This is a genomic window from Novosphingobium sp. KN65.2 (assembly GCF_001368935.1).
GTDB classification, from domain to species: domain Bacteria; phylum Pseudomonadota; class Alphaproteobacteria; order Sphingomonadales; family Sphingomonadaceae; genus Novosphingobium; species Novosphingobium mathurense.
In genome coordinates this window covers 101,930-126,459 of sequence record NZ_CCBH010000143.1, presented here as the reverse complement: position 1 = coordinate 126,459, position 24,530 = coordinate 101,930, and the positions used below count along the sequence as shown (strand labels likewise).

At 64.2% G+C, this 24,530-nt stretch carries 34 protein-coding genes and 1 tRNA gene; 23 read left to right on the top strand and 12 right to left on the bottom strand.

What is annotated here, in order from left to right; translation table 11 throughout:
• Window positions 1–12 precede the first annotated feature (12 nt).
• From SPHV1_RS08940 to SPHV1_RS08885, 14 genes are read left to right on the top strand one after another with little or no spacing between them, the layout of a single operon-like run.
• The gene (locus SPHV1_RS08940; RefSeq protein ID WP_054945680.1) at window positions 13–222 is read left to right on the top strand and encodes a hypothetical protein; all 210 of its coding nucleotides are present in this window, start codon (window positions 13–15) and stop codon (window positions 220–222) included.
• Window positions 219–446, top strand: a complete 228-nt coding sequence (locus SPHV1_RS08935) for a hypothetical protein (protein ID WP_054945679.1) — start codon at window positions 219–221, stop codon at window positions 444–446. Before SPHV1_RS08940 ends, SPHV1_RS08935 begins: the two co-directional genes overlap by 4 nt.
• Entirely contained in the window at window positions 443–646 is a 204-nt protein-coding gene (locus SPHV1_RS08930) for a hypothetical protein (protein WP_054945678.1), read from the top strand. Before SPHV1_RS08935 ends, SPHV1_RS08930 begins: the two co-directional genes overlap by 4 nt.
• A gap of 5 nt (window positions 647–651) precedes the next feature.
• The gene (locus SPHV1_RS08925) at window positions 652–951 is read left to right on the top strand and encodes a hypothetical protein (protein ID WP_054945677.1); all 300 of its coding nucleotides are present in this window, start codon (window positions 652–654) and stop codon (window positions 949–951) included.
• A complete protein-coding gene (locus SPHV1_RS08920) occupies window positions 951–1,277 on the top strand; it encodes a hypothetical protein (protein WP_054945676.1) in 327 nt (108 codons plus the stop codon). The genes SPHV1_RS08925 and SPHV1_RS08920 overlap by 1 nt, the downstream gene beginning before the upstream one ends.
• Window positions 1,274–1,525, top strand: coding sequence for a hypothetical protein (locus SPHV1_RS08915; RefSeq protein ID WP_054945675.1), 252 nt, complete (start codon window positions 1,274–1,276; stop codon window positions 1,523–1,525). The genes SPHV1_RS08920 and SPHV1_RS08915 overlap by 4 nt, the downstream gene beginning before the upstream one ends.
• On the top strand, window positions 1,522–2,043 hold the full coding sequence (locus SPHV1_RS08910; protein ID WP_054945674.1) for a hypothetical protein: 522 nt from the start codon (window positions 1,522–1,524) through the stop codon (window positions 2,041–2,043). Before SPHV1_RS08915 ends, SPHV1_RS08910 begins: the two co-directional genes overlap by 4 nt.
• Window positions 2,040–2,312: a hypothetical protein gene (locus SPHV1_RS08905; RefSeq protein ID WP_054945673.1), complete on the top strand. Its 273-nt coding sequence runs from the start codon at window positions 2,040–2,042 to the stop codon at window positions 2,310–2,312. The genes SPHV1_RS08910 and SPHV1_RS08905 overlap by 4 nt, the downstream gene beginning before the upstream one ends.
• The gene (locus tag SPHV1_RS24920; protein WP_156367290.1) at window positions 2,309–2,557 is read left to right on the top strand and encodes a hypothetical protein; all 249 of its coding nucleotides are present in this window, start codon (window positions 2,309–2,311) and stop codon (window positions 2,555–2,557) included. Before SPHV1_RS08905 ends, SPHV1_RS24920 begins: the two co-directional genes overlap by 4 nt.
• Window positions 2,554–2,760: a hypothetical protein gene (locus SPHV1_RS08900; protein ID WP_054945672.1), complete on the top strand. Its 207-nt coding sequence runs from the start codon at window positions 2,554–2,556 to the stop codon at window positions 2,758–2,760. Before SPHV1_RS24920 ends, SPHV1_RS08900 begins: the two co-directional genes overlap by 4 nt.
• Window positions 2,753–4,573, top strand: a complete 1,821-nt coding sequence (locus tag SPHV1_RS08895) for a DNA cytosine methyltransferase (protein WP_054945671.1) — start codon at window positions 2,753–2,755, stop codon at window positions 4,571–4,573. The genes SPHV1_RS08900 and SPHV1_RS08895 overlap by 8 nt, the downstream gene beginning before the upstream one ends.
• Window positions 4,570–4,836 carry a hypothetical protein gene (locus tag SPHV1_RS24915; RefSeq protein ID WP_156367289.1) on the top strand — a complete coding sequence of 89 codons (267 nt, stop codon included), beginning with the start codon at window positions 4,570–4,572 and terminating at the stop codon, window positions 4,834–4,836. The genes SPHV1_RS08895 and SPHV1_RS24915 overlap by 4 nt, the downstream gene beginning before the upstream one ends.
• Complete coding sequence (locus tag SPHV1_RS08890) at window positions 4,824–5,573, top strand: DNA methyltransferase (RefSeq protein ID WP_231634598.1); 750 nt, start codon at window positions 4,824–4,826, stop codon at window positions 5,571–5,573. Before SPHV1_RS24915 ends, SPHV1_RS08890 begins: the two co-directional genes overlap by 13 nt.
• Window positions 5,570–5,758 carry an AlpA family transcriptional regulator gene (locus tag SPHV1_RS08885; protein ID WP_054945670.1) on the top strand — a complete coding sequence of 63 codons (189 nt, stop codon included), beginning with the start codon at window positions 5,570–5,572 and terminating at the stop codon, window positions 5,756–5,758. The genes SPHV1_RS08890 and SPHV1_RS08885 overlap by 4 nt, the downstream gene beginning before the upstream one ends.
• Window positions 5,759–5,761: 3 nt before the next feature.
• On the opposite strand, the gene SPHV1_RS08880 is transcribed toward SPHV1_RS08885, so the two are convergent.
• Window positions 5,762–7,135, bottom strand: coding sequence for an integrase arm-type DNA-binding domain-containing protein (locus SPHV1_RS08880; RefSeq protein ID WP_054945669.1), 1,374 nt, complete (start codon window positions 7,133–7,135; stop codon window positions 5,762–5,764).
• 120 nt (window positions 7,136–7,255) lie between these two features.
• Window positions 7,256–7,346: transfer RNA gene (locus SPHV1_RS08875), tRNA-Ser, on the bottom strand.
• Between the two features lie 76 nt (window positions 7,347–7,422).
• Here SPHV1_RS08875 and SPHV1_RS08870 point away from each other — a divergent pair.
• Together SPHV1_RS08870 and SPHV1_RS08865 are read left to right on the top strand one after the other, a co-directional pair.
• Window positions 7,423–8,349, top strand: coding sequence for a peptidylprolyl isomerase (locus tag SPHV1_RS08870; RefSeq protein ID WP_054945668.1), 927 nt, complete (start codon window positions 7,423–7,425; stop codon window positions 8,347–8,349).
• The gene (locus SPHV1_RS08865) at window positions 8,346–8,687 is read left to right on the top strand and encodes a DUF1905 domain-containing protein (RefSeq protein ID WP_054945667.1); all 342 of its coding nucleotides are present in this window, start codon (window positions 8,346–8,348) and stop codon (window positions 8,685–8,687) included. The genes SPHV1_RS08870 and SPHV1_RS08865 overlap by 4 nt, the downstream gene beginning before the upstream one ends.
• A gap of 42 nt (window positions 8,688–8,729) precedes the next feature.
• On the opposite strand, the gene SPHV1_RS08860 is transcribed toward SPHV1_RS08865, so the two are convergent.
• Window positions 8,730–10,823: a bifunctional (p)ppGpp synthetase/guanosine-3',5'-bis(diphosphate) 3'-pyrophosphohydrolase gene (locus SPHV1_RS08860; RefSeq protein WP_054945666.1), complete on the bottom strand. Its 2,094-nt coding sequence runs from the start codon at window positions 10,821–10,823 to the stop codon at window positions 8,730–8,732.
• Between the two features lie 307 nt (window positions 10,824–11,130).
• Between SPHV1_RS08860 and SPHV1_RS08855 the strand changes: the two genes are divergently transcribed.
• Window positions 11,131–11,460 carry a PilZ domain-containing protein gene (locus SPHV1_RS08855; RefSeq protein WP_054945665.1) on the top strand — a complete coding sequence of 110 codons (330 nt, stop codon included), beginning with the start codon at window positions 11,131–11,133 and terminating at the stop codon, window positions 11,458–11,460.
• 20 nt (window positions 11,461–11,480) lie between these two features.
• Here SPHV1_RS08855 and SPHV1_RS08850 read toward each other — a convergent pair whose 3' ends face one another.
• The gene (locus SPHV1_RS08850; protein ID WP_054945733.1) at window positions 11,481–11,969 is read right to left on the bottom strand and encodes a MarR family winged helix-turn-helix transcriptional regulator; all 489 of its coding nucleotides are present in this window, start codon (window positions 11,967–11,969) and stop codon (window positions 11,481–11,483) included.
• 310 nt (window positions 11,970–12,279) lie between these two features.
• On the opposite strand from SPHV1_RS08850, the gene SPHV1_RS08845 reads away from it, so the two are divergent.
• Window positions 12,280–13,527, top strand: a complete 1,248-nt coding sequence (locus tag SPHV1_RS08845) for an MFS transporter (RefSeq protein WP_054945664.1) — start codon at window positions 12,280–12,282, stop codon at window positions 13,525–13,527.
• Complete coding sequence (locus SPHV1_RS08840) at window positions 13,527–14,846, top strand: MFS transporter (protein WP_054945663.1); 1,320 nt, start codon at window positions 13,527–13,529, stop codon at window positions 14,844–14,846. The genes SPHV1_RS08845 and SPHV1_RS08840 overlap by 1 nt, the downstream gene beginning before the upstream one ends.
• Window positions 14,847–14,904: 58 nt before the next feature.
• Here the strand turns inward: SPHV1_RS08840 and hemF are convergent, their stop codons facing one another.
• Window positions 14,905–15,771: an oxygen-dependent coproporphyrinogen oxidase gene (gene hemF, locus SPHV1_RS08835; protein WP_054945662.1), complete on the bottom strand. Its 867-nt coding sequence runs from the start codon at window positions 15,769–15,771 to the stop codon at window positions 14,905–14,907.
• Between the two features lie 59 nt (window positions 15,772–15,830).
• Between hemF and pdeM the strand changes: the two genes are divergently transcribed.
• The 3 genes from pdeM to SPHV1_RS08820 all read left to right on the top strand — a co-directional run bounded on the left by pdeM (window position 15,831) and on the right by SPHV1_RS08820 (window position 18,901).
• A complete protein-coding gene (gene pdeM / locus SPHV1_RS08830; protein WP_054945661.1) occupies window positions 15,831–16,523 on the top strand; it encodes a ligase-associated DNA damage response endonuclease PdeM in 693 nt (230 codons plus the stop codon).
• A gap of 164 nt (window positions 16,524–16,687) precedes the next feature.
• Entirely contained in the window at window positions 16,688–17,209 is a 522-nt protein-coding gene (gene infC, locus SPHV1_RS08825; RefSeq protein WP_054945660.1) for a translation initiation factor IF-3, read from the top strand.
• Window positions 17,210–17,485: 276 nt separating this feature from the next.
• Entirely contained in the window at window positions 17,486–18,901 is a 1,416-nt protein-coding gene (locus SPHV1_RS08820; RefSeq protein ID WP_054945659.1) for a DASS family sodium-coupled anion symporter, read from the top strand.
• Between the two features lie 116 nt (window positions 18,902–19,017).
• On the opposite strand, the gene SPHV1_RS08815 is transcribed toward SPHV1_RS08820, so the two are convergent.
• Window positions 19,018–19,551 (bottom strand): J domain-containing protein, encoded by a 534-nt coding sequence (locus SPHV1_RS08815; protein ID WP_054945658.1) that lies wholly within the window; start codon window positions 19,549–19,551, stop codon window positions 19,018–19,020.
• A gap of 140 nt (window positions 19,552–19,691) precedes the next feature.
• Between SPHV1_RS08815 and SPHV1_RS08810 the strand changes: the two genes are divergently transcribed.
• The gene (locus tag SPHV1_RS08810) at window positions 19,692–19,883 is read left to right on the top strand and encodes a hypothetical protein (protein WP_054945657.1); all 192 of its coding nucleotides are present in this window, start codon (window positions 19,692–19,694) and stop codon (window positions 19,881–19,883) included.
• 5 nt (window positions 19,884–19,888) lie between these two features.
• Here SPHV1_RS08810 and pal read toward each other — a convergent pair whose 3' ends face one another.
• The 6 genes from pal to SPHV1_RS08780 all read right to left on the bottom strand — a co-directional run bounded on the left by pal (window position 19,889) and on the right by SPHV1_RS08780 (window position 24,485).
• Window positions 19,889–20,377 carry a peptidoglycan-associated lipoprotein Pal gene (gene pal, locus SPHV1_RS08805; RefSeq protein WP_054945656.1) on the bottom strand — a complete coding sequence of 163 codons (489 nt, stop codon included), beginning with the start codon at window positions 20,375–20,377 and terminating at the stop codon, window positions 19,889–19,891.
• Between the two features lie 162 nt (window positions 20,378–20,539).
• Window positions 20,540–21,928 (bottom strand): Tol-Pal system beta propeller repeat protein TolB, encoded by a 1,389-nt coding sequence (gene tolB / locus SPHV1_RS08800; RefSeq protein WP_054945655.1) that lies wholly within the window; start codon window positions 21,926–21,928, stop codon window positions 20,540–20,542.
• Window positions 21,925–22,782, bottom strand: a complete 858-nt coding sequence (locus tag SPHV1_RS08795; RefSeq protein WP_054945654.1) for a hypothetical protein — start codon at window positions 22,780–22,782, stop codon at window positions 21,925–21,927. The genes tolB and SPHV1_RS08795 overlap by 4 nt, the downstream gene beginning before the upstream one ends.
• Window positions 22,783–22,797: 15 nt before the next feature.
• Entirely contained in the window at window positions 22,798–23,253 is a 456-nt protein-coding gene (locus tag SPHV1_RS08790) for a biopolymer transporter ExbD (RefSeq protein ID WP_054945653.1), read from the bottom strand.
• A gap of 12 nt (window positions 23,254–23,265) precedes the next feature.
• Window positions 23,266–23,976 carry a protein TolQ gene (gene tolQ / locus SPHV1_RS08785; RefSeq protein ID WP_054945652.1) on the bottom strand — a complete coding sequence of 237 codons (711 nt, stop codon included), beginning with the start codon at window positions 23,974–23,976 and terminating at the stop codon, window positions 23,266–23,268.
• Window positions 23,973–24,485 carry a YbgC/FadM family acyl-CoA thioesterase gene (locus tag SPHV1_RS08780; RefSeq protein ID WP_054945732.1) on the bottom strand — a complete coding sequence of 171 codons (513 nt, stop codon included), beginning with the start codon at window positions 24,483–24,485 and terminating at the stop codon, window positions 23,973–23,975. The genes tolQ and SPHV1_RS08780 overlap by 4 nt, the downstream gene beginning before the upstream one ends.
• Window positions 24,486–24,530 lie beyond the last annotated feature (45 nt).

Here is a 24,530-nt window from a genome sequence, read left to right as displayed (position 1 = left end):
CGGAGACTATCCATGCGCACCGAAAAGCAAACCCGCACCAAAGGCCCGACGATCAAGCCGTTCGCCACTCCGTTCACCTTCCAGTGCACCGCATGCGGCGCTGTCGAGCATCGCCGCACCCCTGCCCTCCCGGAAGGCTGGGCGACCGAACAGATCGGCGATGACATCTACGCTTACTGCCCCGACGACGCGATCGACCTTCCTCAGGAGTCGGTGCAGTGAGTGCGCCCTTCCCGATTGAGGATCTGCGCACGCTGCAGGCGCAGTGGGATGCAGAGGCCGAGGCGCAAGGCGAAGCAGGCGTCCCTGCCATGATGGACGAAGCAGCCCTGCGCCTGTTTGCCCGTCGCACCGAGCGCGTCTTTCTGCCTATCCTGCTTGGCACCGCCGCCACGCTTGGCGCGGTCTGCGTCATCGCCCAGGTTGTGAAGTGGATCGGCGCATGATCAGCAAGCCGACCCGCCGCCCCCATCGCCGCATCCCCCTTCCCGACCAGCTGCGCCGACGCCGGGAACTGGACGACATTCGCATGAGGCGCGCCCTCACTGCCGAGGAACGCGCCGAAGACGATGATCTGGCTGAGCGCGCCTACCAGCGGGCCTATCGACAGTCTTTCGCGCCCAGTCGCGTCTCGGCCTCACGGTAGCCGCCATGGTGCAGGTCCTCGTCTCCGATCTCGCCGTAGATCGCTTCTGCGAATGCCTCGGCGGAACCCCGGCCAAGGCTTTCGAAGTCCTGTCCGGTCCCGCCGTCCGCTGCGCGGCCGACTTCGGCGCGCGCGTCATTCGGATGGGGAGAGCCCGCGCCCTGCTCAAGTTCGCGCCCAACGGCGCTGTCGTCGTCACCGTCATGACGCTCGAGCGCCTGCCTTTCCAGCTCATCCCCGAGACTTGGGGCGGTCCGCCGCCGTCCCGCGTCGACTACGCCCTCATGCAAAAGGAACCGTGCTGATGGACATCCAGATCCCGGCGCTAACCGAAGTTCCCGCATCGGTCCTTGCCGTTCTGGCAGAGCGCCTGCGCCAACATACGCGCTACGGCCACACCCCCGATGCGGACGACGCGGCGCCGCCCGCCCACCTGATGCGCCGCGCCCACGTCCTGGCGCTCGATGCAGCCGACATCCGCTGCCGCTCGAGCAACCCGGCCGACCTCGAGCGCGCCCGCCGCAAAGCCATCCAGACCGCCGCCCTCTGCCTCGCCGAGATCGAACGCATCGACCGCGAGCTGAAGCCGGCCGCCGATCAGTCTTTCAACCAAGGAGTGCCCCGCCAATGACCCATGCCGCCATTCAGGCAAAACACCGCGAAAAGATGAACGCGATCGCCAATACCTTGGACGGGACGTTCAACCTGCCCGGACTGCCCAAGCGCATCGGCTTCGTCTTGCTCATCGCCGAATTCGGCCAGATCGACAACGGTCGCGTCAACTACATCTCCAACGGAGAGCGCGCCGACATGCTTGCCATGATGAAAGAATTCATCGCGCGAGCCGAAGGCCGCTACACGGAAGGTGGTGCAGCATGAAGTCGCCCAGCATCTTTCCGGAAAATGGTCGCCTCTTCGGGATTAACTGGCAGGCTGCCGACGAAGTTTCCGTCGCCTCTTGCGGACACCGGGACAAGCCAAATGGGCGCATGAAACGCTCCGTACTTTTGCGTTTGGCCAACAGCGCTACCGAAACCGGCCTCAACATGTCGATAAGCCGGATTAGGGCTCGCCAAATCGCCATCGCACTCGCGCAGGCATCTGGCATGGAATTTCAGCGCCCGGCGCCGTTTCGTCGCCTCCCCAAGCGTCTCTCGCGTCTGTTGACTGAACACACCTCGGTGGAAAACCGATCAGATCTGGTTCTCATCTGGTCGGGCGAACACCATGCATACTGGCGGCCAGAGGCTTCAGGCTACACCTCCCGCGCCACGAAAGCCGGTATTTATACCCGAGAAGTGGCCATCTCGCTCACCAGCCATTGCGGGCCGGAAAAGCGAATTGAACTGGAACCCCTGCCGTCTGATTGGCTCACCCACAAAGGCGGTGCGGCATGAAGACCTTCCAGATCGAGATCGTCCAGGTCGTCACCGTAAAGCTCGACGAGACGAAGTTCGACGAAACATTCATGTCCGAGTTTCGCGACAGCTTCTTCCAGTTCGACAGCATCGAAGAGCATGCCGAACACATCGCCCAGCTCGAGGCACGCGGCCTGATAGCCGACTATAAGCCCTTCATCGAAGGCTATGGCCCTGCCGAAGACATGGGCATCACGACCAAGGTCGAGACCGTCGACACGGACATCATTCGGGGAGGTGGCGCATGATCCGCTGTCGCTTCCAGCAACCGGTCGACGATCCTCGGCCAGTCAAGTGGCCGATAAAACACCCGTATTGGGTGTCGGGCGAGGGCGACGACTATCACATCATTGTCGCTTACGCTGATAATGAGGCCGAGATTCTCACCAATTGGCCCGAAGCGAGGCAACTCGATTCTGAGCAAGCGGTTGAATATCGCTTTAGCGATCGCTTCCCGAAGCCGGACTGGTTCGATCAGGGAGGCAAGGCATGAAACCCTTCCTCCTGCAGCAGGCCACGGACTGGGCGAACCAGACGCACGAGGAGCGCCTGCTCCTCTGCCTCGAGGCCGCCTACACGCATGACCTGATCAACGAGAAAACCTTCAACCAGGCGACGGCCAAGCTACGCGCCCGCGCCGATATCCAGCGCGAGCAGCTCGCTTCATCCAACAACAAGGAAACCGACCATGGCTAATGGCCTCATCGTCGATAACTTCGCCGGCGGCGGCGGTGCATCCACCGGCATCGAAGCCGCGCTCGGCCGCGCCGTGGACATTGCCATCAACCACGATCCCGAAGCGGTCGCGATGCACGTCGCCAATCACCCTGAGACGAAGCACTTCTGCCAGTCGATTTGGGCGGTCGATTGCCGGGATGCCTGCACCGTAGACGGCGAGTTGATGAAGATCGACCTCGCTTGGTTCTCGCCGGACTGCAAGCATCACTCCAAGGCCAAGGGCGGGAAGCCCCGAGACAAGGGCATTCGCGACCTCGCCTGGGTGGTCGTGGAATGGATTGAGCGCCTGCAAAAGGAATGGGAGCGGCGCGGGCACGATCCGAAGACCGCGATCCGTGTCATTGCGCTGGAGAACGTCGAGGAGTTCCGCAAGTGGGGGCCGCTCGACGAGCATGGCAAACCCATCAAGGACCGCGAGGGCGAAGAGTTCGACCTGTTCGTGCGCCGCATCAAGCGCCGCGGCGCCCGTCTCGAGTACAAGGAACTGATCGCCTACGAGTATGGCGTCCCCACGATCCGCAAGCGCCTCTACATGGTCATCCGCTTCGATGGCCTTCCTATCGTGTGGCCTGAAAAGACCCACGGCAAACCCAGCACGCCCGAGGTCGAGAACGGCACGCTCAAGCGTTGGCGCACGGCGGGAGAGTGCCTTGACTGGTCGATTCCCTGCCCGTCGATCTTCGACCGACCGCGCCAGCTCAAGGACGCGACGATGCGCCGGATCGCACACGGCACCATGCGCTATGTCGTAAATGCCGAGAAGCGGTTCTTCGTCCCGGTTACGAACAGTGGGTGGAATCCGGAGCGAGCATGGTCCAGCGATGAACCGCTGCGCACCATCACGACTGCCAAGGGAGGGGAGTTCGCTGCGGTAGAGGCGCAGATCGTCCCGCACATCACGAAGTTTCGCGGCGGCGCCATCGGGAGCGATGCCGGACACCCGATGCCTACGATCACTGCAAACGGCAACCCGGCGCGTCCAGCAGGCGCACAGCCGCTCGCCCTTGCCAGCGCTACACTAGTGCAAACCGGATATGGCGAACGCAAGGGGCAGGCTCCGCGCGCGGTCGATCCTGACGCGCCTCTCGGCACGATAGTCGCGGGTGGCGGCAAGCACGCCGACGTTGCCGCGTTTCTCTCGCAGTTTAGAGGCAGCAACCGCACCGGCAGCGGCGGCGATACCGACGTGCCGGCCAAGGTCATCACGGCAGGCGGTCAGCACCAAGCGGTCGTGTACGCGCATATCGAGCAGGCGAATGGGGGGCCACGGAACGACAATCTCGCCGGCCGCAGCGCCGATGCGCCGCTCTCGACCGTCACCGTCTCAGGCTCTCAGCAGCGTATCGTGCAGACCACGCTTCTCGAGGAAGGCGACCTGCCGCCCGAATTGATGGAGAAGGCAACGCGTGTCGCAGCTTTCCTCATAAAATACTATGGGGCAGCGCAGCATGGTCAGTCGCTCGACGAGCCGCTGCACTCGGTCACGGCTTTACCGCGCTTCGCTGTCGTCACGGTGACGATCGATGCCAAGACCTACGTGATCGTCGACATAGGAATGCGGATGCTCACGCCGCGCGAGCTGGCCCGGTGCCAGGGCTTCCCCGATGACTATGTGCTCGATCCCATCGGACCCAGCGGCAAGCCGCTTAGCAAGGCCGCACAGATCCGCATGATCGGCAACAGCGTATGCCCGGGCGTAGCCGAGGCAATCGTGCGCGCGAACCTGCCGGAGTTTTTCGAACAGCGGGAAAGTGAGGTCCAGGCAGCATGACCTATTTGGCCCAAAAATACACGCGCCGATCGTTCCCGGGGCTTTCACTTCGCGATGCGATGATCTGCCGCACTCACTGGCTCAAGATCGATGTTCGGGTGCGGCTGAGACTATACGCGTTTCACCCCGACAATGACCGCGAACTGCGCCTCTGGTGGAACAAATCGCTACGCTCTCCGCGTGAACGCCTGCTTCGAAAGAAGCGGGAAAACCTCGCCGCCGAGCGCGCGCATGAAAGAAAGTACGGCCCGTGGCCATTCTGACACCGCAACAACCACTCTTCGTCGGCATCGACTGCGGCGCCCCCAGCGGCGACGTCGGCATGGTCCAGATCGGTCCTCACACGCTCTACCATGCCGACGCCTACCATCTCCGCCCAAAACTCGGCTTCTTCGAAGCCGAGTTCATGGATCCGCCGTACCGCTTCGACAACAGCGGCGGCGGAGCCTTCCGTAAGGCACGCGGCGCCAGCGACCAGATCGTCCAGGAGGAACTCGATCAGGGTTTCGACATGGGTATCATCAACCCGCTACTCGCGGGCGCCCTGGTAGTATTCTGCCACAACGACCAGCTGCCGGAGCTGCTCGACTACATCAACCGGCGCTACCAGCGGTTTTGCCTGCTGGGCTGGATCAAGAAGAACCCCAGCCCCATGCGGAACAAGCATTACCTTGCAGACGTGGAACCCTACATTCACGCTTGGAACAAGGGTTATCATCCCATCGGCGATCACCACGACATGCATCGGTGGGTTTCGTCGGGGACGATGCCGGCAAAGGTCTTCGGCCATCCGACCGTCAAGCCGCTCGACGTGATGGACAAGATCCTGCGCAACCTGACCGGCCGCACCGTTATCGATCCCTTCATGGGAACCGGCAGCACCGGCGTCGCCGCGATCCGCAACGGCAAGATATTCACTGGCATCGAACGCAACCCAAAACACTTCGCCACCGCTGTCGAGCGCGTCACGGCCGCGTGGAAAGATCAGGAGAACATATGAGCGCGAAACAAGCAGAACGCCTGCTCAAGATTGGCGAGGTCATCGAGCGCACATCGCTCTCGCGATCGCACATTTACGCTCTCATCGAGCGGGGCGATTTCCCCGCGCAAAGGAAGCTCGGCTACAAATGCTCGCGCTGGGTCGAGCGTGAAGTCGATGCCTGGCTGGAAAAAGCCGCGGCTTGAATCTCAACGACCGGGCTTCCCCGGCCCGGTCGCCGCCCACCTGATGGGCTGCCCGATATGCACTTCCGGCGGCCACATCGATCCGACCAGAAGGTCGGCCCAGTCATTGGCGATCTCCCTACGTCGAGGCATGTACGCCGCCCGATTGTAGGCCCCTTCGACCTTGTTCTCCGGAACATGAGCCAGCATCAGGTCGATGATTGCCCGGTCCGGTGACGCTCCCTCGTGCCCAGCTGCTCGCCATTGGCGCTCGACCCGTTCATTCATGATCGTCGAGAACGCGGATCGGAAACCGTGCGGGACATGCCGCTGATAATACCCGGCTCTGATAAGCAGCGCTCGCAGCGTGTTCTCGCTCATTGGACGATGGACGTGCCGATCGGAGGGAAAGACAAGCGGCAGGTCGCCAGTCAATGACTGCATCGCCTTGATTATTGCCACAGACTGGGGCGCCAACGGCACCAGGTGATCGCCGTCATCCTCAGCCTTGCGATCAAGATCACCTTTCATGCGCGTTGCCGGAATGCGCCATAGCGGTTCGTCCCCGTCCAGATCCTCGAACTCGCTCCAACGGGCGCAATGCAATTCATTCGGCCGCAAAGCCGTCAGAGCGAGAAGCCGCAAGGCCAACTTGGTCGGCGCACGGCAACGCTCGGCTTCGCAAAGCACAATCATCTGCCTGAGTTCGTCAATCGCTGTGATCGCTGGCTGTGGCTTCGCCTTCGGCTTCTTCGGCAGCGCGACCGCCAGACTGGCCGCCGGATCGCGGGACGCCTCGCCTTTCGCGATACCATAGACAAAGATCGCGCTGATCCTCTGCCTGGTACGGTGTGCCGTTTCGATCGCTCCACGCTCCACAATACCTTGCAGTAACGTCAGGACTTCAGGAGCCTGTATGTCTTCGATTGCTTTGCTTCCCAAAGGAGGAAAGACGTCTGTTTCCAGATTTTCGAGAACGTCCTTGGCATGGACGGTCGACCAACGGTTCTTTTGCAACCCATGCCACGCCAATGCCACCGACTTGAACGTAGCCCGATTGTCGACCGGCGCGATCGCGCGCTCGAACAGATCTGCAGGCTTGGGCTCGATTCCTTTGGCGAGCATAGCCTTGGCAACGTCCCGGGCTTCCCGTGCATCTTTCAACGATATCGCCGGGTAAGCGCCGATCGTCAGCGTTTTTTGCCGGGGCTTGCCCTTATCGTTACGCCCGAACTGATAGTTCATGCGCCAGATTCGCCCACCAGCCGGTGAAATGTGAAGGTAGAGCTGCTCGCCGTCAGAGAGCTTGTAGGCCTTTTCGGCAGCTTTTGCCGTCCGCACCTTGGTGTCCGTCAGCGCCCCCATACCATAGCCCCCGAATCGCATACCATAGATCATGCCATATGGCAGACCGGCAGCATGAGAACAAATCAGGACAATTGAGGACGAATGAAGCGCGAGGAAATGCCGGAAAACCGGGCGTTTCCGGACTTTTGAGGTGAAATCAGGATAGATGAATGGCGGAGCGGGAGGGATTCGAACCCTCGATACGGGGTTACCGTATACACACTTTCCAGGCGTGCGCCTTCGACCACTCGGCCACCGCTCCGCATCGCTGGTGAGCGGGCGCCCTAGCGTGGGTTCACGGGTTTCGCAAGACGTCAGGTGATGGCATTAGGCACTTCATGCGCAAATACTTGCTGGCCGGCATCGCGGCCCTCATCCTGCCCGCTTCCGCATTCGGCCGAGATGCCGAAGTTCCGGCCACGCCCAATGGCATCGTCGATGCCGCGCCCGCGGCGGATTGGATCGCGATCGCCCCGCGCGATCTGCTGGTCATGGACCTTGCGCCCGGTTCGTCAGGCATCGCCAGGCGCGTCGTGATCCAGCTTGTCGGGGCGACTTATGCGCAAGAATGGGTGAGCAATATCCGGACGCTTGCAGCGCAGCACTGGTACGACGGCCTCGCCATAGTGCGCACCCAGGACAACTACGTCGTGCAATGGGGCGATCCGGATGGGGAGAACCGGCACAAAGCCAAGCCCCTGCCCGAGGGGCTGCGAATCATGACCGAGGGCGACTATGCCGTGCCAGCCGCCGCCACAGACATCGGCAAAGGCACGAGGCTGCTCGCCGATGCCTATGCCAGCGGAGCCGGCTTCGACCGCGGCTGGCCGGTGGCGAGCGACGGCTCGAGCGTATGGCCGGTGCACTGCTACGGCTCCGTCGGGGTCGGGCGCAACCTGTCGCCCGATACCGGCACGGGCGGCGAACTCTACGCCGTCATCGGACAGGCCCCGCGCCAGCTGGACCGCAACATCGCCATTGTCGGCCGGGTGATCGAGGGGATGGAATACCTATCCGCCCTGCCCCGCGGCACCGGCCCCATGGGCTTCTATGCCACGCCGCAGGAGCGCACGCCCATCGCCTCCGTGCGCACGGGCGAAGCCGTCACCGACCTTGCGCGCTACGAGTACCTTTCCACCACCAGCGCCAGCTTCGCCGCCTATCTCGACAAGCGCGCCAATCGCCGGGACGCCTTCTACATCCACCCCGCCGGCGGCGTGGACGTGTGCAATGTGCCCGTGCCGGTCAGGCGGGCAGCGCAGTGAAGGAGCGCAACACCGTCCCGCTCGTCGAAACCCTGACGCATGTCGCGCAACTATGGCGCTGGACCGGTGCATCGGGCGCCGGCACCTGGCATTTCCTGACGATCGACGGCGAGGCCGGCGACGCACTCTCGGGCACGGCGGTCATGCGCAAGCTGGAAGGCACGGCGCGCGGGTTCGGCTCGCTCAAGGTCAAGGCCCGTATCGGGGCGAGCGAGTTCGCGACCTCGGTCTTCCCGTCGAAGAGCGACGGCGGCTGGCTGCTGCCGATCAAGGCAGCCGTGCGCAAGGCAGAGGGCCTTGCCGAAGGCGACAGCGTCGAGGTGATGCTGGAGTACTAGGCGCAGGTGCAGCGCGTCACGCTGCCCCTGCCCATGACGGCTCTAGATGCGCTCGGCTTCGGCGACTGCCTGACTGGCGCGCAGGGTGCCGATGATGCGGGTCAGGTGCGCAAGATCGGCCACTTCGAGATCGACCTCGTAGGTGCCGAATGGCTCGTCGCGGTGGATCATCTGGATATTGACGACGTTGGCGCGGTTGGTCGCGAACGTCTGGGTCACATCGGCCAGTGTGCCCGGCCGGTTGTAAAGCACGAGCCGCAGGCGACCGACCGCACCGGTAGTTCGCGATCCCCACGAGAGGTCGAGCCAGTCCGCATCCACGCCATTGGCGAGCGTGAGGCAGTCGATGGTGTGGACTTCGACCTTATGGTCGGGACGGCGCAGGCCGACGATACGGTCGCCAGGAACCGGGTGACAGCAATCGGCCAGTTCGAAGCCCATGCCCGGCGTCAGGCCCTTGATCGAAATGGAGACCTCGCTGCGGGACCATTCCGAATCGTCGGGGAGTTCGGCGGTACTGCCGGGGACGAGCGCTTCCATCACCTCGCGGTCGGACAGGCGCGCCGAGCCGATCGCGAACATCAGGTCTTCCTCGTCGCGCAGCTCCAGCCGGCGCACCGCCGCCTCGATTGCCTTCTTGCCGATGCGCGTGGGCAACTGCCCGGCGATCGCATCGAACAGCTTGGAGCCGATCGTGGCGATTTCCTGGTGTTCCTTGGCGCGCACCGCACGGCGGATCGCGGCCCGGGCCTTGCCGGTAACGACGAAGCCCAGCCAGGACAGCTGCGGTTCGGAAGACGTGCTCTTGATCACTTCGACCACGTCGCCATTGGCCAGCTGGGTGCGCAGCGGCACGTGGCGGCCATTGATCTTGGCACCGACCGCGGCATTGCCGAGATCGGTGTGGACGGCATAGGCGAAGTCGACCGCGGTCGATCCCTTGGGCAGCTGGTGAAGCCGTCCCTTCGGGGTGAAGGCGAAGATGCGATCCTGGTAGATCGCCAGCTTCGTATGCTCGAGCAGTTCTTCGGCATCGTGGCTGGCATCGACGATCTCGATCAGGTCGCGCAACCAGCCGACCTGCCCGTCCGGCCGCGTGCCACCCTGCTTGTAGGCCCAGTGCGCGGCAAGGCCGAACTCGTTGAGGCGGTGCATCTCGCGGGTGCGGATCTGCACTTCCATGCGCATCGAGTTTTCATAGATCAGCGCGGTGTGCAGCGACTGATAACCGTTCGACTTGGGCGTCGAGATGTAGTCCTTGAAGCGGCCCGGGATCATCTGCCAGTGCTGGTGCAGCACGCCGAGCGCGCGGTAGCAGTCGTCCGGCGTCTCGGTCAGGACGCGGAAAGCCATGATGTCGGTGATCTGCTCGAAAGTGACGTGGCGTTCGGCCATCTTGCGCCAGATCGAGTAGGGATGCTTTTCGCGGCCGGTCACTTCGACCTGGATGTCCGCCTCGGCGAGCGCCTGCTTGATGGCCAGGGCGATGGCATCGACCTGCCCACCCTCCTGGCTGCGGATCTGCGCGAGGCGGCCTGTGATCGTGGCATAGCCCTCGGGCTCGAGCTGCTCGAACGCCAGCAGCTGCATCTCGCGCATGTACTCGTACATGCCCACGCGCTCGGCGAGCGGGGCATAGATGTCCATCGTCTCGCGGGCGATGCGCTTGCGCTTGTCCGGGTTCTTGATGAAGTGGAGCGTGCGCATGTTGTGCAGCCGGTCGGCCAGCTTGACGAGCAGGACGCGCAGGTCTTCGCTCATCGCCAGCAGGAACTTGCGCAGGTTCTCCGCCGCGCGCTCGTTCTCGGTCATCACCTCGATCTTGGAGAGCTTGGTGACGCCGTCGACCAGCCGGGCGATGTCGGCCCCGAACAGCTTTTCGATCTCGTCGATCGTGGCCAGCGTGTCCTCGACCGTGTCGTGCAGGAGCGCAGTGATGATCGCCTGCTGGTCGAGCTTGAGCTCGGTCATCAGGCCTGCAACTTCGACCGGATGGCTGAAATAGGGGTCGCCGCTTGCCCGCTTCTGCGTACCGTGTTTCTGCACGGTATAGACATAGGCGCGATTGAGCAGGGCCTCGTCGGCCTCCGGTGCGTATTCCTTTACGCGTTCAACGAGTTCATACTGACGCAACATGCCGGAGGATCCTTGTCAGGATTTTGTGTGCTGCGGCAAGTGCCTCGTTAACTTGATGCAATCTTTGCAAGTGATAACTGCGGGTAAACCATGGCAAACAGGCGAGTGTCCGACGCACCGGTGCAGATCGGGCTCTCCTGTCAGGCCCTGATTTTCCGCGATGCAATGCCCGGCACCGACAATTTCGGAAATGGCGCAATTCAATCGATGACATGCGGCTTCCCACGGGTCGCGCGTTAAGATCTCGGCAACTTCGCTTCCGCACAATCCTCGATAGCGTACCTCGGCCCACCGGGAGGCGATTTCGATGAGCATGCATACCCCCCTGCACGGCGCGGAATTTGCGCCTCGCTCGAAAGTAGAACGTGAACCGCGCCTGCGCACACTGATCGGCGCCAGCATGGATTGTGCCGGCCTGCCCGATCAGGATGTGTTCGTGCGCAATATCTCCGAACACGGCATGGGCCTTGTTTCCCATGCGATGACGCCCCGCTGCGGCGAGGTCGTGCACCTCAGGCTGCGGGGCAGCCATGTCTTGCGCGCGCAAGTGCGCTGGGCCGAGGGTGACGACTTCGGCGTCCTGCTGGCCGATCCGCTGGACATGGCCATGCTGGGCCTGTCCGGAGAGCCGCACTAGGTACGCTCGGACAAGGGGCTTCAGCCCTGCAACTTGCGATCGATCGGCCCCACGTCCAGCAAGGGCGCGGCATCGATGTCCGATGCATCCAGCAGATGACAGAGCCGCTCCAGCCCGGCGAGGATCATCGCCTGCTCCCAAGCCGGCAACTGCGAATAACGGTCGCGGAAGCGTTCCTGCAGCATGTCCGGCGCGCGTGACATGACAAGACGGCCATCCTCGGTGATCCGCAGGAGCACCTGACGCTTGTCGCGATCGCTGCGCTGGCGGGTCACCAACCCCAGCACGACGAGACGGTCGACCAGCGTCGTGATCGTTGCCTGGCTGAACTGGAGGGCACTGGCGACCGCGCTGGGAATGGCTTCGCCGCGCCGCTCGATCTCCTGAAGGACGAGCAATTGCGATGTCGTCAGGCCGGTCGCGGCGGCGAGCTGCCTGCCGCCGCGTTCCGTGGCGCGCTGAAGGCGCCGGAGCGAACGCAGGGTTGGATTCATGAAATCGGTGTCCACGGCCAATTCCTACTTTCTGATGACGGCCTCGACAATGGATTTTCTCTTCGTAAATCGAAGTATATCTTGAGACGCCTTTGACTGACCGCACCACTGAACAGCCCCATTCGGGTTGATAAATCAGCGATAATGCGCAAATACCCTGCCCTCACGCTCAGGCACACCCGCACGAGCGCCGGAAACTTTCCTTTGGGAGGCGAATTATTTCCAATCAGGCGACCGAAGCGATCTTCCGGGCGCAAGCGCAAACCTCGACGGCCTGCCCGCAGCGCTGCGTGGCGGCCTGACGACAAGGCTGGAGAAGCGTCACATGCTCACCGCGATCCTTCCGGTCCGCAGCCTGCTGGCCGCCATCTTCGTCCTGATGGCCGGAAGCGGGTTCCTGTCCACCCTGATCAGCATCCGGCTGGAACGCGCCGGAGAAGGCACCCTGCTGATCGGCCTCGTCGCCACCGCCTATTTCGCGGGGCTGGCGATCGGCGCCCTGCGCGCCGGTCCGCTGGTGCGCCGGGTCGGCCACATTCGCGCCTTCGCCGCCTTCGTTTCGGTCTTTTCCGCCAGCACGCTGGCCTACGCCTTCTGGCAGCAACCGCTGTTCTGGGCGCTCCTGCGCCTTGCCGACGGCTTCTGCGTCGCAGGCGTCTACGTCTGCATCGAAAGCTGGCTCAACGAACGGGCGGAGCCGCAGACGCGCGGCAGCGTCCTTGCCGGGTACATGATCTGCCTCTACCTCGGGCAGGCCGCCGGGCAGTACCTGCTCAACCTCGACGATACCCGCCCCTCGATCCCGTTCCTCGCCTCCTCGGTGCTGGTCTCCCTGGCCTCTATCCCGGTCCTGCTGACCCATATCGCCGCGCCGGAAACCGGCGATGCCCCGCCCTTCTCGCTTCGCCGCCTCTACGACACTTCGCCGCTCGGCGTGATCGGCTCGATCCTGACCGGCATGATGCTGGGGGCGTTCTACGGCCTTGCCGCGGTGAGCGTGCGGCGCATCGGCCTCGACATGGGCGCAACTGCAATGTTCATGTCCGCGGTGATCCTTGGCGGCGTCGCGCTGCAATGGCCTCTCGGCCAGTTATCCGACCGCTATGACCGCCGCCGCGTGATCGTCCTGACATTCGCCGGGGCAACACTGGTCTGTGCCGGACTGACCGGCACCCAGCACAACGGCATCCAGCTCCTCGGCCTGGGCGCCCTGTTCGGCGGCTTGACCTTCGCGCTCTATCCGCTGTGCGTGGCGCACACCAACGACCGCCTCGAAGCCGACGAACGCGTCGGCGCGACCGGCGGACTGGTCCTGCTCTATTCGGCGGGCGCCGCGCTCGGCCCGATCCTCGGCTCGGCAGCGATGACCCTGCCCTTCGAGAGCGGCCTCTTCGCGTTCATCACGCTTTGCGCCGGCGGCGCACTTGCCTTCGGCCTGTGGCGCCAGACCGCCACTCCGCCCGTTCCTTCAGAAACGCAGCACGCCTACCAGATCCTGCCGCGCACCACCCCGGTTGCTGCCATGCTCGATCCGCTCGGCCCCGATGACATTCCAGCCACGGAAGATTCCTGATGCAGACAGACCCAGCAACCCTGCGCCGCGCCATTGCCGCTTCGGCGATCGGCAACGCCACCGAATGGTTCGACTACGGAATCTATTCCTACGGCGTCACGTATATTTCGGCAGCGCTGTTCCCCGGCAACACCGAGGAAGCCGTGCTTTTCGCGCTGGCGACGTTCGCCATCTCGTTCCTGGTGCGTCCGCTGGGCGGAATCTTCTGGGGGCCGCTGGGAGACCGGCTGGGCCGCAAGTCGGTGCTGGCGATCACCATTGTCGTCATGTCGGGGGCGACCTTCTGCGTCGGCCTCTTGCCATCCTATGCCACCGCCGGGTTCTGGGCGCCGCTGCTGCTGATCGTGCTGCGCATGATCCAGGGCTTCTCCACCGGCGGCGAGTACGGCGGTGCGGCGACCTTCATGGCCGAATACGCACCGGACGAGAAGCGCGGCTTCTGCGGCAGCTTCCTCGAATTCGGCACGCTGGCCGGCTTTTCGCTCGGCGCGCTGCTGATGCTGGGCTTCTCGCTGCTGCTGGGAGAGGCGGCGATGCACGACTGGGGCTGGCGCATCCCCTTCCTCGTCGCCGGACCGCTCGGCGCCGTGGGTGTCTACTTGCGTTCGCACATGGAGGACACGCCGGTCTTTCGCGAGGAACACGAGAAGGCCGAGCGCGTCTCGCACGGCCTGCCCTATCTCATGGCCCATTACTGGCGGCCGATGCTGGTGATGGGCGGCATGGTGATCGCGCTCAACGTCGTGAACTACACGCTGCTCAGCTACATGCCCACCTACCTGCAGCGCCGCCTCGGCCTGACCGCCGACGAAGCGCTGGTCGTGCCGATCCTGGGCATGCTGTTCATGATGGTCCTGCTGCCGATCACCGGAGCGCTGTCCGACAGGATCGGGCGCAAGCCGCTCTGGTGGTTCTCGCTGATCGGTCTCTTCATCGGCGTGGTGCCGCTCTACATGCTGATGGGCACGGGCCTGTCCGGGGCCGTGATCGGCTTCCTGGTCCTCGGCCTGCTCTACGTCCCCCAGCTGGCGACGATTTCCGCGACCTTCCCGGCCCTGTTCCCGACCGCGGTGCGCTTTGCCGGCTTCGCGATCTCCTACAACGTGGCAACCTCGATCTTCGGCGGCACGGCACCGGCAATCGGCAGCGGACTGATCTCGGCCACCGGCGACCCGCTGATGCCCGCCTACTACATGATGGCCGCCTGCGCGGTGGGCGCAGTCGCGCTGCACTTCATGAAGGAAACGGCCGGCCAGCCCCTGTCCGACGCCCCTCCGGTCAAGGGCGCTTCGCGAGGCGTGAAAGTCGAAGCGATCTAAGGACCACTGACGCCTCCCGATAGCTGCTCAATTTCCAGGCGCGCACTTTGCCCACAGCCTAGCTCCAGGTCGCCTCGGGCGGCAGGCTCATCAGGATCGCGTCGATGTTGCCGCCGGTCTTGAGGCCGAACAGCGTGCCGCGGTCATAGACGAGGTTGAATTCGGCATAGCGGCCGCGCCATTCGAGTTGCTGCGCCTTGTCGGCGGGCGTGAAGTCCATGCCCATGCGACGGCGCACGAGGCGCGGAAACACGGCCAGGAACGCTTCGCCAACCGCCATGGTGTAGGCGAAGTTCGCTTCCCACGCAGCCTCGTCCGCGCACTCCAGGTGGTCGTAGAAGATCCCGCCGACACCGCGGTGGACATTGCGGTGGGGGATGAAGAAGTACTCGTCCGCCCAGGCCTTGTAGCGCTCGTAATAGTCGGCGCCGTGGGCATCGCAGGCGGCCTTGAGTTCCGCGTGGAATTCCGCGGTATCCTCGTCGTAGGGCAGCGGCGGATTGAGGTCTGCGCCACCGCCGAACCACGCCTTGGTCGTCGTCAGGAAGCGGGTATTCATGTGCACGGCGGGCACATGCGGATTGGCCATGTGCGCAACAAGGCTGATGCCGGTTGCGGAAAAGGCGTTCTGTTCGGCCGAGGCCCCGTTGATCGAGGCGGCGAAGTCCCTGGACAGCGAGCCGACCACGGTCGAAACGTTGACGCCGACCTTCTCGAAGACCTTGCCCTTCATCAGGCCGCGCGTGCCGCCGCCCGTCTCGCCTTCGGCCCCGCCTTCGACCGCCGAGCGCTTCCACGGGGTATAATCGAAGGCAGCCGACGAGCCGGCCTCGCGTTCGATCGCCTCGAATTCGGCGCAGATCCTGTCACGCAGGGTCTCGAACCAGGTGCGGGCGCGCAGGGTGTAAGGGGTCCAGTCGGTCATGCCTAATCCTTGTTTGCGCGCCGCTTGCCAAATCGAGCCGCCTGCGGCAAGGAAAAGCCATGGTTCCCTTTTCGTTCCAGTCCGAGGAAATGCACCTCGTCGGCGCTGCCGGAACGCGGGGCAGCGCGATCTACTGGCCGCGCGAACAGGCCCTGCTGGTCGCCGATCTCCACCTCGAGAAAGCCAGCTACTACGCGCAGGGGGGCCAGATGCTGCCCCCCTACGACAGCCGCGAAACGCTGGAGCGGCTCGCCCATGCGGTGCGGCAGACAGGTGCCCGGCGCGTCTTCGCGCTGGGCGACAATTTTCACGACAGCGAAGGGACCGGACGGCTCGATCCCCATGCCCGGGGCATGCTCGATGCCCTTACCCGCGCGCTCGACTGGGTGTGGATCATGGGAAATCACGATCCTGAGCTTGGCGCCGAAGCCGGGGGCACCCGCCTTGCGGAAGTCGAAATCGCCGGGCTGGTGCTGCGCCACAAGGCGCAGGGAGCGACGCACCTTCCCGAACTGTCCGGGCACTATCACCCGCGCCTGATCGTGTCCGCACGGGGCCGCAGGATCGCCCGCCCTTGCGCGGTGCGCAGCGACAACCGATTGATTTTGCCTGCTTTCGGCGCCCTCACCGGCGGCATGGACGCAGCCCATCCGGCGATCCTTGCGGCGATGCAACCAGCCTCTGCGATCGATGCGCTGGTGCCCGCCACAGGGCGATTGATTGCATATCCCCTCTGGCGCGCGGCGGCCTGAAGGCCCATATAAGCGGGCATAAGCCGTGCATTCGGCTGGGGCTCTATGTTAATCTTGCGAATTCCCGCTTTGCTTGGCGGGTCAAATCGCACTATTGAGCGCCCCATTCGCACGTAAATCGAAGACGACTCAGGAGAACGCTTATAGCACCCCCACCCCGGCGCATGATGACGCCACCGGTCAAGAGCGGACCGCGCTACAACAATTTCATCCAAGCCGACAAGGTCCGCGTGATCGACGAGAACGGCGAGAACATTGGCGTCATGTACACCCGTGAGGCTATCGAGCAGGCGGCCGAAGTCGGCCTTGACCTGGTAGAAGTCTCGCCCAACGCAGACCCGCCGGTGTGCAAGTTCCTCGACGTCGGCAAGTATCGCTACGAGGCCCAGAAAAAGGCCAATGCAGCGCGCAAGACGCAGAAGACGCAGGAGATCAAAGAGATCAAGATGCGTCCGAACATCGACGATCACGACTACGACGTGAAGATGCGCAACGTGCAGCGCTTCATCGGCGATGGCGACAAGGTGAAGGTCACCCTGCGCTTCCGTGGCCGCGAACTGTCGCACCAGCAGTTGGGCATGGACCTGCTGCGCCGCGTGCAGGCCGATGTGGAAGAGATCGCGAAGATCGAAGCCTATCCGCGCATGGAAGGCCGCCAGATGCTGATGGTGCTGGCGCCCAAGTAAGCGCTGACCGGCATTGCCAAAGAAAAAGGGCGTACCCGCCGGGTGCGCCCTTTTTCTTTGCTGGCAAAAGCGTGTGCTGTCAGTCCTTGGGCACGCGACTGCCTGCCACAGGCCGCCATCCCGAACTTGATCCGGGGTCCACGCGCTCCGGTGATAACCCGAAGCAAATGCGCCGGGTTAACCGCCAGGAAGTACGCCAACCTGCTTCTCCCCCTCGCATCATCCTGAGATTTGTGGCTTAAGTCCCTCAAACGGGAATGGGGGGATGACATCGGCATGGATGCCAAGCGGATCGGATTGATCGCGGGACTGGTGCTGTTCGGGGCAACGCTGATCCTGCCCGAACCGGCAGGAATGCCGCCGCAGGCATGGACCGTCGCGGGCCTCGTCGCCCTGATGGCCTGCTGGTGGATGACCGAGGCCCTGCCGCTGACCGCGACCGCGCTGGCCCCTTTCCTCGTCCTGCCATTTGCCGGGGTCATGACGGCGGGCGAGACGGCCTCCAGCTACTATTCCCCCACCCTGTTCCTGATCCTGGGCGGCGCCTTCATCGCCCTTGCCATCGAGCGCACCGGACTGCACCGGCGATTGGCTCTGTCCCTGCTCGACGGGCTGGGTTCCAAGGGCGGCGCGGGTCGCCTGCTGTTCGCCTTCATGATGGCTGCGGCGATCCTGTCGATGGCAATTTCCAATACGTCCACGGCGCTGATCATGATGCCCATGGCCCTTGCCGTGATCGAGGCCGGCGGCATCGCGGACGACGAACGCCAGGGCCTGGCCGGCGCCCTGCCCATGGGCATCGCTTTTGCCGCATCGATCGGCGGCCTCGGCACGATCGTCGGCTCGCCGACCAATGCCATCGCGGTTGCCCTGCTCGATTCGATGATCGGCCTGCACATCAGCTTTGCCCGGTGGAGCCTTATCGGCATTCCCCTCGTCCTGGTGGGCATTCCACTGGCTGCTTTCATCGTTGCCCGCATGCAGGCGGTCGCCACGCATCCTTTCGACGTTCGCGCCGCGCGCGAGGCGATTGCCGTCCATCACAAGTGGACCGAGCCGGAACGCCGTCTCGTCCCGCTCGTCGCAGTGGCCTTCGCGCTGTGGATGCTGACGCCGTTGATCGCACCGCTTCTGCCCAAGGGTTCGCTGACCGACGGCACGATCGCGGTGGGCGTCGGCCTGCTGCTCTTCGTGGTGCCGGACGGAACCGGACGCCCCCTGCTCAACTGGGATGAAGCCAATCGCGCGCCCTGGGGCGTCATCATGATGTTCGGCGGCGGCCTTGCGCTGGCCGAAGGCATGGGCGCCTCGGGGCTCGCCGACTGGCTGGGCCGGTCGCTCCTGCCGCTGTCCGCCGTCCCATTGCCCGTCGTCGCGCTTGCGATCACCGCCATGGTCATCGTCATCACCGAGTTCGCCAGCAACGTCGCGACGGCCAGCGGCATCATGCCGGTCGTCGCCAGCCTGGCGGTCGCGCTGGGTGCCGATCCGATCCTGCTGGCCATGCCCGCAGCGCTCGCCGCAAGCTGGGGCTTCATGCTGCCCGCAGGCACCGGACCCAACGCCATCGCCTGGGCAACCGGGCGCATCGAACTGCCGCGCATGATCAAGTCGGGCCTGCTGCTCGACATCGCGGGCGCACCGCTGATCGTCGGCGTGGTCTGGCTGGTCTCGCTGCTGATCGGGAGATAGCGGGCCGGACATAGGGGAGTGCCCCCGCCGCCGCCTCAGGCCCCTTCCGCACCTTTCGTCATCGCCGCACAGGCGGGGCTGACGCTTGCTCTACGCGCAAATCAGTAGGGACACGATCAACCGTGCCATTCGCGCCGCTCTTCGGCGGCACGCAGGACTTCGTAGGCAAGCTGGTAGGTCTGGAATGCCTTGGCAGCCTCGGCATCGCCCGGCCGGACGTCGGGATGCACTTCCTTGGCTTTCGTGCGCCAGGCCTTGCGCACTGCGTCGAAGTCCGCATCGGGTTCGAGGCCAAGGGCTTCGAGCGCGCGCAGTTCATCGCCGCTGCGGCTGCCGTCACCCGACCCGGCCCAGCCGTAGTGCGCCGATTCCTGGTAGCCTTCGTGGGTCTGGCGCTCCTTCTTTTCACGCGCCGCGGCCTCTTCCTTGGTGAGGCCGGCGAAATAGTCCCAGCCGGCATTGTACTCGGCCGCGTGCTTCTGACAGAAGTACCAGCGGTCCGGGCTGCTGGGGCTTTTCGGCGCGGGGCAATCGCCCGGTTCGGAGCAGCCATGGCGATCGCACAGGCGGACCTGCGCGGCTTCGCGCGCGGACTCGTAGCCGCGCCAGCGCGGGAATCCCCAGTCCATGGATCTGCGTACGCGGCTCATTGACTTAGCGATACGCTGCGACTCGAAATGGATGCAAGTCTTGTAAATCGCAGGAAACCGCCTAACGCTCCCGCCGTCGTTGCATTGCAGCAGTAGCCCGAAGCAATTATACTAACCTGGCTTAGTATTGTGAGGCGCCCATGAGCAAACGGCTGGCCCTATCCGCATGCTTCTCCATCCTGATGATGGCGATCTACGTGCTGTTCGGCGAAAACGTCGCGCGCGAGCCGTTGGGACCGCCCCGGTTCATGACGGGACAGGGCTACGGAGCCAGCGTGAAAACGCCCGAGCTGCTGGGCAGCCCGGGCGATCTTCTCAAGTTTGGTCAGTAAGCCGATCAGTCGATCGTGACAGTGACCGCGCGGCGGTTCTGCGCCCAGGCCTGCTCGTTCGAACCGAGCGCAACCGGGCGTTCCTTGCCATAGCTGACGGTCGAAATACGCGCAGCATCCACGCCGAGGCTCACGAGATAGTTCATCGCGGCATTGGCGCGGCGTTCACCCAGCGCAAGGTTGTACTCGCGCGTGCCGCGCTCGTCGCAGTGGCCTTCGATGGTGGCGCGCTTGTTGGGATACTGGAGCAGCCATTGCGCCTGCTTGGCCAGCGCGTCCTGATCCATCGCGTCGATGTCGTACTTGTCGGTGTCGAAGTAGATCGTGTCCGACCCGCTCATCTTGGCAAGGAAGTCGGCCTGGCTACCCGGAGTCGGGCCAAGATCGGCGGGCGGAGCCTGCGTCGTGGTGGCCGGGCCGGGCTCGGGCGGAAGTTCCTTGGGCGCCTTGGAAGCGCAAGCCGAAATGGCCAATGCCCCGGCAAGGAGAAGCATCGTCGAAGCGGACTTCGAGAAGCGAGGAGTCTGTAAGGTAGAAGACATGGGGCAATCTCCTGTGCTGCACAGCCAAATGAAATGGCTGGCATCGGCTATAGTTCCGATCATTACTTAACAAAGGTTTCCTGAGTGCGCACCCGTAAACGGTGCAAATTACACTCAGGGTCGGACCGGACCCCACGCAGGGTCCGACGCGCCCACTGGCGTGGGCAATTTACGTTCGTTCCGGCCCGTCAGGTCAACTTGCCAGATCGAAGTAATTCCGGAGTTCTTCTCGGTGCGGAAGAACTGGACGATGCGACCGTTGGGAGACCATGTCGGCGCTTCGTCCTGCCACGAATCGGTGAGATAGCGCATGCCCCGCCCGTCCGGGCTCATGACCGCGATACGCAGGTTTCCGGCAATGTGGGTGAAGGCGATCTGGTCGCCGCGCGGGCTCCATTCCGGCGTTGCCGCACGGCCGCCGAAGAAGCTGATGCGGTGCTGGTTGGAACCGTCGGCGTTCATCACGTAGACCTGCTGGCTGCCCGAACGGTCGCTCTCGAACACGATCCGGCTGCCGTCGGGCGAGTAGCTGCCGCCGATGTTGATGCCCGGACCGTTGGTCAGGCGCTGCGGCGTGCCACCCCCTGCCGAGGAAATGCGGTAGATGTCGGTGCGGCCGCCCGTCGACATAGAATAGAGCACCCACTTTCCGTCCGGCGACCAGCGCGGCGCCATCGTCGGATTGCCGGTACGCACGATCAGCTTCTGGCTGTTGGTCGCCAGATCGTAGGAATAGATGCTCGGCTGGCCGTTGAGGTACGAGAGGTAGAGGATCTTGGAATAGTCGGGCGAATAGCGCGGGGTCAGCGCGGTCGCCTGCCCACTCGTCAGATAGCGGTGGTTGGCGCCGTCCGAATCCATCACCGCCAGCCGCTTGATGCGGCGGTCCTTGGGTCCGGTCTCGGCGATGTAGGCGATCTTCGAATCGAAGAACGGGCTTTCGCCCGAAAGGCGCGAATAGACCATGTCGGCGCACTTGTGCGCGGCGCGGCGCCAGTCGGCCGGGCCGACCTGCCAGCCGCCCTTGGCCAGCTGCTGCTTGAGCGCGACGTCGTAAAGGTAGCAGCCCACGGTAAGCTGCCCGCTCGCCGCGGCGCGGACATAGCCCTGCACCAGCATGTCGGTACTGCGGACCGACCAGATCGGGAAGTTGGGCGTCTGCACTTCGGAGAAAGCCGGCTGCGGCAGGCCCGCCGGGCCCGAGGGCTTGAACAGGCCGTTGTTCTTGAGGTCCGCCGCGACAACCTGCGACAGGGCCCGGCCCAGCGCCGCGGTGGAGCCTGCATTCGTCTGCGTGGGAACGTCCGCGTCGGTGGCGAACGTGGTGATCGCGATGCCCAGGTCCTGCCAGTCGCTGTCGTCGGAGACCGAACCGGTCAGGCCGCCGTCGTCCGAGACGAGCCCGCCCCCGGCATCCGGGACAGGCGCGGTGTCCTGCGCGGCGAGAGGGGCTGCCGCGCAAAGCGCAAGAACCGAGACGAGCGAAAGTATCCGGGGGGTCATTGCGATAGCCTCTTGTCGAACTTGAACGACGATACGCGTTTCCACGCATCGTAGTAATCCGCGGGAAGATTGAAAGGCGCAGCCAGCTGCACCGCCCTGATCGCCTGTTCGGCGTGGCGCGGGGCCTGGTTGCGGTTGACGTCGGTAATGCCGGTCTGGCGCACCACGGTGGGGCGACCGTCGAGCGTTCCGTCCTTGTTGAGGTTGAAGGCAAGGTAAGTCACAAGATCCTCCGCCTCCGGCCCCTGCGGGGCCTGCCAGTGGGGCTTGAGCTGGCGCGTGATCGCCGCGGAAAGCGCGGAACGCACCGCCGGGCCGATCTCGGCCGCGGGCGCGCCCTTCCCCTGCGTCGCTTGCGCGCCGCTCACGCCTTCGAGAAAGTTCGAGCCGACACGGCTGCCGCCGGTTTTCTTCGTGGTGGTCGCGCTCGCCTTCGATGGGGAACTACTCGGGCTGGAGACGATCTTGTCGATCGCGCTGCTCTTGCGGCTGGGCGGAGACTTGGTCTCGGTTTTCTTCTTTTCCGGCGCCTTCTTGGTCTCTACCGGCTTGGCCTTGGGTTCGGGCGGCAGCGGCGAAGGCGAGGGCTGGATTTCGGGAACCGGAGCAGGAGCCGGCGCGGGCGCTGCCTCACCGATGGTCGGAGCCACATCGGCCGCGGCCTGGCTGTTGGGATCGGGCGAAGTCGATGTCAGTCCGTAGTCATCGCTGATATTCACTTCGATCCGTTCGGGCGGACGGACGACCTGATCGGTATGCGGGTCGAGAAACATCGCGCCCAGAACCGCGGCATGAAGCGCGATTGCCAGTGCAAGTCCGTATTTCTCATCCCTGCGCAGCCCGAGGATTGCCATGATGCGAACCCTAGCTCAGCCGCCTGAACGGCTGCTGACGCCGGTCACCAGCGAGATCGAGGTGAAGCCGGCATGGTTGAGTTCGCCCATCACGCCCATGACGGTGCCGTAATCGAGCGCCTTGTCCGCGCGCAGGGTCACGAGCGGCTTCTTGCCATCGGGGCCCGGCGTCACTGCGGCGAGGCGATCGGCCAGTTCTCCCGGAGCGAGCGCCTCTTCCTCGAAATAGATCACGCCGTCACGCTTGATGCTCAGCGTAATCTGCGCGGCTTCCTCCGACATCGCCTTGGCCCGGCTGTCGGGCAGCTCGATCGGCACGGCGGCCTTTAGCAAGGGCGCCGTCACCATGAAGATGATGAGCAGGACGAGCATGACGTCGACCAGCGGCGTGACGTTGATGTCCGCCATCGGCGCACGGGTCCCGCGTCCCCGCCGATTGCGACCACCGCCTCCTGACAGTCCCATTGCCATGTCCGGGCTCCGTCAGCGCTGTTCGAGCTGGCGCGTGAGCGCCGCGTGAAGCTGGTCGGCAAAGCGCTGCATGCGCGCTTCGAACGAATTCACCCGGTGCGAGAAGCGGTTGTAGGCGATGACTGCCGGGATCGCCGCGAACAGGCCGATCGCGGTGGCGAACAGCGCTTCGGAAATGCCGGGCGCGACGACCGCCAGCGAGGAGTTCTGCTGCTGGCCGATCTGGAAGAAGCTGTTCATGATGCCCCAGACGGTACCGAACAGGCCGACGAAGGGCGCGACCGAACCGACGGTGGCGAGGAAGTTGAGACGATCCGAAAGGGCGTCCGCCTCTTCGCCGAGCGAAGATGTCATGGCGAGCGCAATGCGCTGGCGCGCACCTTCGTGGTCCACGTTGCGCGCCTGGGCATTGCGGCGCCATTCGGCCAGCCCGGCTCCGGCCACCTTGCCCAGCGGCACGTTCCGGCGCGCGCGGTCCTTCTGGAACGTCTCAAAGTTCTCGGCCTCCCAGAAGCCGTCCTCGTACTCGTCGCAGCGGCGCTGGATGCCGCCCATGCGCATGGTGAAGGTGATGATGATCATCCAGACCCAGATGCTCGCCAGCAGCAGGCCGAACATGATGGCCTGAACGACGATGTCCGCGTCAAGGAACAGCTTGATCGGGTTGAGCCGATCGGATTCGCCGCTGATCGCTACGGCAGAAGCAAGCAGGTCGAGAGTCATTCTAGTCCTTCCGGGCCGGATTCAAGGCCAGAAACAGGGCCTGTGGCGGGAGATTGAGAAAGCATGCGCCCGTCAACGAGCGAATCGAACGCATGTTGCCAGGCGGCAGGTTGTTTGCGCGGTCGTCCATCAGGACCGATGAACCCTACCTTGACGATGGCTTCGCACAGCCGCGTTTCACCGCGCCGGGCCACCTGCCTGAGCGTGCAGGCGACGCGGCCGACCGTCTCGGGAAATGTCTCGATGACGACGGCATCGCCCAGTCGGGCCGGAGCGCGGTAGCGCAGCGAAGCCTCGGCCACGGTGTAGAGCCCCTCTCCCGATTCCAGCGCGGCGCGCTGGTCGATCCCGAGCAACTCGAGAAGGTCGGAACGGGCGCGCTCGAACCAGCGCAGGTAATTGGCATGGTACACGATCCCGCCCGCGTCGGTGTCTTCATAGTACACGCGCAGGGCATAGCGGTGGACACCGAGGTCGATCGCGCCGCAACTGGGTTCGGGAATGGCCATCATGCAGCGCGGATGTGTAGCGGGGCCTTCCCCCACTGCAAAGGG

Bases quoted from the DNA above. Each gene is read 5' to 3' on its own strand.
- SPHV1_RS08870 (WP_054945668.1), top strand. From the start codon at position 7,423: ATGCGCAAATACTTGCTGGCCGGCATCGCGGCCCTCATCCTGCCCGCT.
- tolQ (WP_054945652.1), bottom strand. From the start codon at position 23,976: ATGACTCTCGACCTGCTTGCTTCTGCCGTAGCGATCAGCGGCGAATCC.
- SPHV1_RS08900 (WP_054945672.1), top strand. From the start codon at position 2,554: ATGAAACCCTTCCTCCTGCAGCAGGCCACGGACTGGGCGAACCAGACG.
- SPHV1_RS08790 (WP_054945653.1), bottom strand. From the start codon at position 23,253: ATGGCAATGGGACTGTCAGGAGGCGGTGGTCGCAATCGGCGGGGACGC.
- SPHV1_RS08810 (WP_054945657.1), top strand. From the start codon at position 19,692: ATGAGCAAACGGCTGGCCCTATCCGCATGCTTCTCCATCCTGATGATG.
- SPHV1_RS08930 (WP_054945678.1), top strand. From the start codon at position 443: ATGATCAGCAAGCCGACCCGCCGCCCCCATCGCCGCATCCCCCTTCCC.
- SPHV1_RS24915 (WP_156367289.1), top strand. From the start codon at position 4,570: ATGACCTATTTGGCCCAAAAATACACGCGCCGATCGTTCCCGGGGCTT.
- SPHV1_RS08925 (WP_054945677.1), top strand. From the start codon at position 652: ATGGTGCAGGTCCTCGTCTCCGATCTCGCCGTAGATCGCTTCTGCGAA.
- SPHV1_RS08910 (WP_054945674.1), top strand. From the start codon at position 1,522: ATGAAGTCGCCCAGCATCTTTCCGGAAAATGGTCGCCTCTTCGGGATT.
- SPHV1_RS08820 (WP_054945659.1), top strand. From the start codon at position 17,486: ATGGATGCCAAGCGGATCGGATTGATCGCGGGACTGGTGCTGTTCGGG.
- SPHV1_RS08845 (WP_054945664.1), top strand. From the start codon at position 12,280: ATGCTCACCGCGATCCTTCCGGTCCGCAGCCTGCTGGCCGCCATCTTC.
- SPHV1_RS08840 (WP_054945663.1), top strand. From the start codon at position 13,527: ATGCAGACAGACCCAGCAACCCTGCGCCGCGCCATTGCCGCTTCGGCG.
- SPHV1_RS08795 (WP_054945654.1), bottom strand. From the start codon at position 22,782: ATGGCAATCCTCGGGCTGCGCAGGGATGAGAAATACGGACTTGCACTG.
- SPHV1_RS08905 (WP_054945673.1), top strand. From the start codon at position 2,040: ATGAAGACCTTCCAGATCGAGATCGTCCAGGTCGTCACCGTAAAGCTC.
- SPHV1_RS08880 (WP_054945669.1), bottom strand. From the start codon at position 7,135: ATGATCTATGGTATGCGATTCGGGGGCTATGGTATGGGGGCGCTGACG.
- SPHV1_RS08920 (WP_054945676.1), top strand. From the start codon at position 951: ATGGACATCCAGATCCCGGCGCTAACCGAAGTTCCCGCATCGGTCCTT.
- SPHV1_RS08855 (WP_054945665.1), top strand. From the start codon at position 11,131: ATGAGCATGCATACCCCCCTGCACGGCGCGGAATTTGCGCCTCGCTCG.
- SPHV1_RS08860 (WP_054945666.1), bottom strand. From the start codon at position 10,823: ATGTTGCGTCAGTATGAACTCGTTGAACGCGTAAAGGAATACGCACCG.
- tolB (WP_054945655.1), bottom strand. From the start codon at position 21,928: ATGACCCCCCGGATACTTTCGCTCGTCTCGGTTCTTGCGCTTTGCGCG.
- SPHV1_RS08780 (WP_054945732.1), bottom strand. From the start codon at position 24,485: ATGGCCATTCCCGAACCCAGTTGCGGCGCGATCGACCTCGGTGTCCAC.
- hemF (WP_054945662.1), bottom strand. From the start codon at position 15,771: ATGACCGACTGGACCCCTTACACCCTGCGCGCCCGCACCTGGTTCGAG.
- pal (WP_054945656.1), bottom strand. From the start codon at position 20,377: ATGCTTCTCCTTGCCGGGGCATTGGCCATTTCGGCTTGCGCTTCCAAG.
- SPHV1_RS08915 (WP_054945675.1), top strand. From the start codon at position 1,274: ATGACCCATGCCGCCATTCAGGCAAAACACCGCGAAAAGATGAACGCG.
- pdeM (WP_054945661.1), top strand. From the start codon at position 15,831: ATGGTTCCCTTTTCGTTCCAGTCCGAGGAAATGCACCTCGTCGGCGCT.
- SPHV1_RS08885 (WP_054945670.1), top strand. From the start codon at position 5,570: ATGAGCGCGAAACAAGCAGAACGCCTGCTCAAGATTGGCGAGGTCATC.
- SPHV1_RS08940 (WP_054945680.1), top strand. From the start codon at position 13: ATGCGCACCGAAAAGCAAACCCGCACCAAAGGCCCGACGATCAAGCCG.
- SPHV1_RS08895 (WP_054945671.1), top strand. From the start codon at position 2,753: ATGGCTAATGGCCTCATCGTCGATAACTTCGCCGGCGGCGGCGGTGCA.
- infC (WP_054945660.1), top strand. From the start codon at position 16,688: ATGATGACGCCACCGGTCAAGAGCGGACCGCGCTACAACAATTTCATC.
- SPHV1_RS24920 (WP_156367290.1), top strand. From the start codon at position 2,309: ATGATCCGCTGTCGCTTCCAGCAACCGGTCGACGATCCTCGGCCAGTC.
- SPHV1_RS08815 (WP_054945658.1), bottom strand. From the start codon at position 19,551: ATGAGCCGCGTACGCAGATCCATGGACTGGGGATTCCCGCGCTGGCGC.